At 71.5% G+C, this 1,854-nt stretch carries 1 protein-coding gene; it reads left to right on the top strand.

What is annotated here, in order from left to right:
• Nucleotides 1-7: 7 nt before the first annotated feature.
• Nucleotides 8-1,854, top strand: a 1,847-nt coding sequence (locus FNQ90_RS21705; RefSeq protein ID WP_182607903.1) for an ABC transporter ATP-binding protein, incomplete at its 3' end; no start/stop codon positions are given.

Here is a 1,854-nt window from a genome sequence, read left to right as displayed (position 1 = left end):
GGATCCCATGCACCCTCCCGTCACCGAAGGGACGCCACCGGTTCGACCCGTCGTCGAGCCGGTGCTCCCCCAACCGACGACCCCCGTGCCGCTGCGCCGCGTCCTGGCACTCTTCCGCCCCTATCGGGGGCGGCTGGCCGTGGTGGGGCTCCTGGTGGGGGCCTCCTCGCTGGTCGCCGTGGCCTCACCGTTCCTGCTTCGGGAGATCATCGACACCGCACTGCCCGACCGGCGGACCGGCCTGCTCACCCTGCTGGCGCTGGGCATGATCATCGCCGCCGTCACCAGCAGCGTCTTCGGAGTCCTGCAGACCCTCATCTCCACCCGCGTGGGCCAGCGGGTCATGCACGACCTGCGCACCGGTGTCTACGCCAAGCTCCAGCGGATGCCGCTGGCGTTCTTCACCCGCACCCGCACCGGCGAGGTGCAGTCCCGGATCGCCAATGACATCGGTGGCATGCAGGCCACCGTCACCACCACGGCCACCTCGCTGGTCTCCAACGGCACCTCGGTGGTGGCCACCGTCATCGCCATGCTGGCCCTCGACTGGCGCCTCACCCTCATCTCCCTCGCGCTGCTGCCCTTCTTCGTCTGGATCGCCCGCCGGGTGGGGAGGGAACGCAAGCGCATCACCGCCCACCGGCAGCGCCAACTCGCCCACATGGCTGCGCTGGTCACCGAGTCCCTGTCGGTCAGCGGCATCCTGTTGGGCCGCACCATGGGACGGGCCGACTCCCTCACCGACACCTTCGAACGCGAGTCCCGGCACCTGGTGGACCTCGAGGTGCGCGCCGGCCTGGCCGGTCGGTGGCGAATGGCCACTATCGGCATGATCATGGGGGCGATCCCGCCGCTGCTCTACTGGTCCGCCGGGGCCGTCTTCCACCTCGGCGGGACGCCGCCCTCCATCGGAACGCTGGTGGCCTTCGTCACCCTTCAGCAGGGCCTTCTGCGACCCTCGGTGTCCCTGCTGTCCACGGGTGTGGACATACAGGCGTCCCTCGCGCTCTTCCAGCGCATCTTCGAGTACCTGGACCTGCGCGAGGACATCACCGAACCGGAGCACCCCCGGCGCATCGAGCGGGCCCGCGGCGAGATCCGGTTCGAGCACGTCTCCTTCGCCCACGCCCCGGACACCCCGCCGGCGCTGAGCGACATCCACCTCACCGTCCCGCCCGGCGGCTCCCTGGCGGTGGTCGGTGCCACCGGCAGCGGCAAGAGCACCCTGGGTTCCCTGATCCCGCGCCTGTACGACGTCACCGAGGGCAGGGTCACCCTGGACGGCGTGGACGTCCGTGACCTGGATTTCGCCTCCCTGGCCCGCAACATCGGGGTGGTCTCCCAGGACGCCCACCTCTTCCACGCCTCCATCGCCGACAACCTCCGTTTCGCGCGTCCCGGTGCCGGGGACGCCGAACTGGAGGCGGCCGCGCGCGCGGCACAGATCCACGACCACATCGCCGCCCTGCCGGAGGGGTACGACACGGTGGTGGGGGAGCGGGGTCACCGCTTCTCCGGCGGGGAGAAGCAGCGGCTCGCCCTGGCCCGCACCATCCTGCGGGACCCGCCGGTCCTCATCCTCGACGAGGCCACCAGCGCCCTGGACACCCGTACCGAACGAGCCGTCCAGCGGGCGCTGGACGAACTCTCGGCCACCCGCACCACCATCACCATCGCCCACCGGCTCTCCACCATCCGGGACGCCGATCTGATCGTCGTGCTGGATGAGGGGCGCATCGTGGAACGCGGTACCCACGGGGAGCTTCTCGCCCTCGGCGGGCGCTACGCGGCCCTGGTGCGTCGGGACGCGGCTCCGGGAGGCGGGGACGGGAGCGCCCGCCCCCGGGGCGGGAC

This window comes from Streptomyces alkaliphilus, from assembly GCF_014141535.1.
Classification (GTDB): Bacteria; Actinomycetota; Actinomycetes; order Streptomycetales; family Streptomycetaceae; genus Streptomyces; species Streptomyces alkaliphilus.
The sequence above is the reverse complement of the archived record's forward strand: the minus strand, read 5'-3'. Positions and strand labels throughout refer to the sequence as shown.